Source organism: Niallia endozanthoxylica, assembly GCF_008710145.1.
Classification (GTDB): domain Bacteria; phylum Bacillota; class Bacilli; order Bacillales; family Cytobacillaceae; genus Bacillus_BD; species Bacillus_BD endozanthoxylica.
Genome location: NZ_VYKL01000055.1, coordinates 1 through 4,802 on the forward strand (window position 1 = coordinate 1; position 4,802 = coordinate 4,802).

Here is a 4,802-nt window from a genome sequence, read left to right on the forward strand (position 1 = left end):
TGATATGGACTCGAATTAGCCATTCCAATCATTATAAGAAATCGGGGCCTTAGCTCAGCTGGGAGAGCGCCTGCTTTGCACGCAGGAGGTCAGCGGTTCGATCCCGCTAGGCTCCACCATAACAACTTATTTCTTTTATTATTCCGCAGTAGCTCAGTGGTAGAGCTATCGGCTGTTAACCGATCGGTCGTAGGTTCGAATCCTACCTGCGGAGCCATTTTTATTCTATTGGGGAAGTACTCAAGTGGCTGAAGAGGCGCCCCTGGAAAGGGCGTAGGTCGGGCAACCGGCGCGAGGGTTCAAATCCCTCCTTCTCCGTTATCGTACCTTTAAGTTGTATAAAAACTCTTATTCTTTTTAGAATAAGAGTTTTTTAATATATATCGGATTTTTATTTCAGCCGATTATTGTTTTCTTTCCCAAGTATGAACATGTTTGTGGACATATCCCATTGCATGACAAATAAATCGCCAACCTTTATTTTTAAAAAAACAATAGAGATGCCGTACGCCAATCTGAACAGGCTAATGAGCATTATTACAAATAGTAATGTCAGATTGTCGGTCTTAGTTTTTTCAACATCTTTTCAATTTCTTGTTTTTTCCGTCTAAGGCTCTTTGTAATTGACCAACTGCATAAGCATAAGGTTCAAAGCAATATACTTCTGGAAATTATTGTAAAGACCATTCAGTAGCTTCTATGACTTGCTCATTTATGTATCCAGTTAAACCTTCTCTTAGTAAACGATTTTCAAATTTAAGTGCATTTTCAATGTGTAATATCTTTTGACCTCAAAAATGAAATTAATTTAGAGTCTGAAACGTTCTTTATTACGTTAAACGTTCCTAAAATAATAGTTTCAAAATTGGTCAGACCGACCTAAGAAAATGAACATGTGTAAAAAAATAAGTTGAGGTAATCTATAAAATTACAAACTTATATAATATATAGCCATAACTAATCATATAATATATATTATATAAGTTTGTACTCTTCTTCTCTGCGCTAGACTTATCATATAATATAATAAATATACATCTTTTTTGATTGCCTTAACCTTTAAAAACTCATCATATAAGTGAAAAGCGTGAATAGATGTTTTTGGATTATTTATTTTATCTCCAGGAAAAAGGAAAACCGAAAAATACCATTATTTCCCACAGAGATGATTTAAAGAGCTTTTTTAATAAAATGAATATCCAACCGGATGATTATGTTACTGTAGCAGATATCTATAAATGAATCGATAGAATGTTAAATCCTACAGATGTAAAACCTCTGGTCATAACCATAATTAATCGCCATCTCAACTCTTTAAGAAGTTATTATCTATGGGCAGTAAAAAATAAGATGTTGCAGCATAATTCAATGATAGATATTGAAGATTTAAAATCTGTGGGTGAAGAGTCTGAAAGAATCATGTGGTTAACGGAAGATGAATTTGAAGCTCTACTAATTATAATTAAGAAGAAAACCGGTTAACAGCAGAGGAGTGGAACCAGAAGAGAAGTATCGCCACGATTGGGCCATCGTCTATTTGCTTACATACGCTGCTTGTGAAAATCCAGGATTGACTGGCATTCCAAGCAGAAATGCCTAAAAAGAAACCACATGTGGACCACTCTCCATATGTGTTCTATAGTCAGCTAGCTGTCACCAAAGTTTACTGTGTGGGGAATCCAAACGATGATTGAAGGCTACAGTTTACCTAATAATAAAGTGACTCCACATATGTTCCGCCATACGTTTTGTAAATGGATATTAAAGGTTACAAATAATGATGTTGAAAAGGTTAGAGGATTAGCAGGACATAGTAATATTGCGACAACAGGTGTACTTAAAGGATTCATAGAGTGATTTGGCTGATGCTGTTGAGACAATGCTGAGATTTTAGGAAGTTTGATGCCAACAATTTGACATAAAATAGTCAAATTGTTTCTAACGAAAAAAAGGTTTTTGGTCCCGTTTATTCGGTAAATAAGTTTACAAAATAACTGCATATTTTGTAAACTTATTTTGACACTAATTTTGACATTAGAGATAAATGTGAACCCTTAATTTATTAGGGTTCGCATTTATTGATCAATCTAGGCTAATTATTGTAGTGAGATGTGAGCTATACGAGGAAACGCAGAATAGTGAACATTGAACAGTCAGGGGATTCTAGCCAAAAAAGAGGTACGGAAACGATTTTGGATTTCGGGAGTCACCGTGGAAAAAACGTGGTGTTTTCAAGAATCTAGTGTTAGTGGAATAAGGCTTTTATGGACTAATCGTTTTTAACCGTTCAGTCCATATTTCTTTCATTAGATACCTTATTGAGAATATTGTTGCTAAAGGCTAATATCGTTTAAAAAGGTTTCTCTGTAAATTAAAACAATTCAATACCCATAAATAAACTTCCTAGACAATAACTGTCCAGCAGTGAACTTCAATTTATCATCATAGTTAACCTGCTTTACAATTCGTTCATCAGGCCGAATTAATTTTATACTATTTGCTGTCTCTACATATTGCCCACAGTTAACCTCTTTTATTTTAAGCGCTGCCGTCATCTTTAAGTCAGAAGGTGTTAAAAGATAAAATTCATGACAATACGGTAAATAGTCCATCCATTTTTGGTCAGTTGTTAGGTCTCCTTGCGATACTTTTATTTCAAAAATAACAATTTGAGATTCATTATAAGCAAAGATATCAACTTTTTTGCCATTAGGAAGAGTAAGCTCTGTTACTGCAATAAAACCGCGCTGAAATAGCCATTTAAGAGCTTTATCTTGCAGTTCCTTATGCCGTTTTATATCCCTAGTTGAAAGATAATCAGAGGTTTCGGCCATTTCCATATAGGATTGAACAATCTTATTTTTCATCTTTTTGAATTCGTGTTCTGTGGCTAATTTTTTGTTCTGAATTTCTTCTAATTTATGGTTTACTTCATTAATAGAATTAACCAAGGAATCGCTGAATGAAGTTGGTACCCTGTATTTTCCGTTGTAGGGCACATCTTCCCAAGGTGTTGATTTCGTTATTCTCTTGATATCTTGATCTGGATTCCAGCGATATTCAAGACCTCGCTTGTGCCTAGACATTAACGACTCTACAAAACTACTAAGATCTTTTATAAAAAACATATAAAGCATTTTATTATAAACAATTATTGCCTCTTTTAGTAAGCTTCGCTGCCAATTAACATTCAATCTTTTCGCTAATACTAGTTCTCCTTCATATAAACCAAGATACTCAGCTAGGAATGAACGAAATGGTTCTGGATATTTATTAAACATACTCATTTTTCCATTTATTTCTTTGCTCAGCCGTATAAGCTCTTTTTCCTTTGCGCGCAGCGATTTATCTGTATCCTCTAATTCAGATAAAGTTACATCTGCCTCTTCTTTAAACTCTTGGATTCTTTCCCTTTTCATTTTCAAAGCAGTAATCAGCAACTGCAATTCATCCCTTGTTGTTTCCTCTGTAACCACAGAAAGAATTTCAATTATTCCACCCCAATCTGCCTGTCTAAATAAAGAAGAAAGAGGCAAACTTTTAATTCCTAGCAATTGCAGTCGGTTATAGTATTCTTCTCCTAGATTTTGTTTCATTAAGTCCAACATCTTTTTAAATTGGGATAATTTTTTTGCTTGATCTAAAGTAATAGGATAAAGTGTTGGAATTTCGGATACTTTTGCCCCATTGTCAATATCAAGCAGGATTCGTTTACTTAAGGAATCATTTCCAGTAATAGTCGCTTTTATAATATTCACCTCCGAAGGTGCACCGTGCACCTTTTAAGTATATTGTAAAATGAAAATCCATATCGCTGCAAGGCTATGTCTTCCTAAGTGTTAAGTAGTTATTTGTATGTATACATCCACTTTTTTCTCGAACAAATCCTCCATTGAGCAGTTTAACCCTAGCTTTGGAGCCCCCAACTAGAAGCCACTACAGGCCGTTGTTGGAAAAAGATTTACACGAATTCTACGCTCTCTATTCTTCTTTGTATTTGCCTCAAATACAAAAAAAGCCATCAACCCTTTAACGAAAGGGTTGATGGCTTTTTTATTTCAATATTATTAATTACGCGCCTTAGAGGATTCGAACCTCTGACACACGGCTTAGAAGGCCGTTGCTCTATCCAGCTGAGCTAAAGGCGCATTTTAATATATGTATTATATGGCGGAGAAGGAGGGATTTGAACCCTCGCGCCGCTTACACGACCTACACCCTTAGCAGGGGCGCCTCTTCAGCCACTTGAGTACTTCCCCATATAAAAAAAATGCCTTGAACTTGGCATAATCCATAAAAATGGCTCCGCAGGTAGGATTCGAACCTACGACCGATCGGTTAACAGCCGATAGCTCTACCACTGAGCTACTGCGGAATAATAAATGGTGGGCCTAAATGGACTCGAACCATCGACCTCACGCTTATCAGGCGTGCGCTCTAACCAGCTGAGCTATAGGCCCATTTATTTTGGAGCGGGTGATGGGAATCGAACCCACGACAACAGCTTGGAAGGCTGTAGTTTTACCACTAAACTACACCCGCATAATATAATTAATTCTCTCTAATACCGGTGGTCGGGGTCGAACCGACACTTCCGAAGAAACACGATTTTGAGTCGTGCGCGTCTGCCAATTCCGCCACACCGGCAATTCGAATGGAGGCGGCAACCGGATTTGAACCGGTGGTGAAGGTTTTGCAGACCTCTGCCTTACCACTTGGCTATGCCGCCATAACTGGGCTAGCAGGATTCGAACCTACGAATGACGGAGTCAAAGTCCGTTGCCTTACCGCTTGGCTATAGC

At 37.0% G+C, this 4,802-nt stretch carries 1 protein-coding gene, 10 tRNA genes and 1 pseudogene; 4 read left to right on the forward strand and 8 right to left on the reverse strand.

What is annotated here, in order from left to right:
• The first annotated feature begins 43 nt into the window (after positions 1 to 43).
• From F4V44_RS24970 to F4V44_RS28060, 4 genes and pseudogenes are all read left to right on the forward strand, one after another.
• Positions 44 to 119, forward strand: a tRNA-Ala gene (locus F4V44_RS24970).
• Positions 120 to 142: 23 nt separating this feature from the next.
• Positions 143 to 217: transfer RNA gene (locus tag F4V44_RS24975), tRNA-Asn, on the forward strand.
• A gap of 13 nt (positions 218 to 230) precedes the next feature.
• Positions 231 to 318, forward strand: a tRNA-Ser gene (locus F4V44_RS24980).
• A gap of 777 nt (positions 319 to 1,095) precedes the next feature.
• Positions 1,096 to 1,852 (forward strand): annotated as a pseudogene (locus tag F4V44_RS28060) (tyrosine-type recombinase/integrase).
• Between the two features lie 529 nt (positions 1,853 to 2,381).
• Here F4V44_RS28060 and F4V44_RS24990 read toward each other — a convergent pair.
• From F4V44_RS24990 to F4V44_RS25025, 8 genes are all read right to left on the reverse strand, one after another.
• The gene (locus F4V44_RS24990; protein ID WP_150442724.1) at positions 2,382 to 3,758 is read right to left on the reverse strand and encodes an MmcB family DNA repair protein; all 1,377 of its coding nucleotides are present in this window, start codon (positions 3,756 to 3,758) and stop codon (positions 2,382 to 2,384) included.
• A gap of 316 nt (positions 3,759 to 4,074) precedes the next feature.
• Positions 4,075 to 4,148, reverse strand: a tRNA-Arg gene (locus F4V44_RS24995).
• Between the two features lie 20 nt (positions 4,149 to 4,168).
• Positions 4,169 to 4,259: transfer RNA gene (locus tag F4V44_RS25000), tRNA-Ser, on the reverse strand.
• 41 nt (positions 4,260 to 4,300) lie between these two features.
• Positions 4,301 to 4,375 (reverse strand) — tRNA-Asn (locus F4V44_RS25005).
• Between the two features lie 8 nt (positions 4,376 to 4,383).
• Positions 4,384 to 4,460: transfer RNA gene (locus F4V44_RS25010), tRNA-Ile, on the reverse strand.
• An 8-nt stretch (positions 4,461 to 4,468) separates the two neighbouring features.
• Positions 4,469 to 4,542: transfer RNA gene (locus F4V44_RS25015), tRNA-Gly, on the reverse strand.
• A gap of 23 nt (positions 4,543 to 4,565) precedes the next feature.
• Positions 4,566 to 4,647, reverse strand: a tRNA-Leu gene (locus F4V44_RS25020).
• Between the two features lie 8 nt (positions 4,648 to 4,655).
• Positions 4,656 to 4,729, reverse strand: a tRNA-Cys gene (locus F4V44_RS25025).
• Positions 4,730 to 4,802 lie beyond the last annotated feature (73 nt).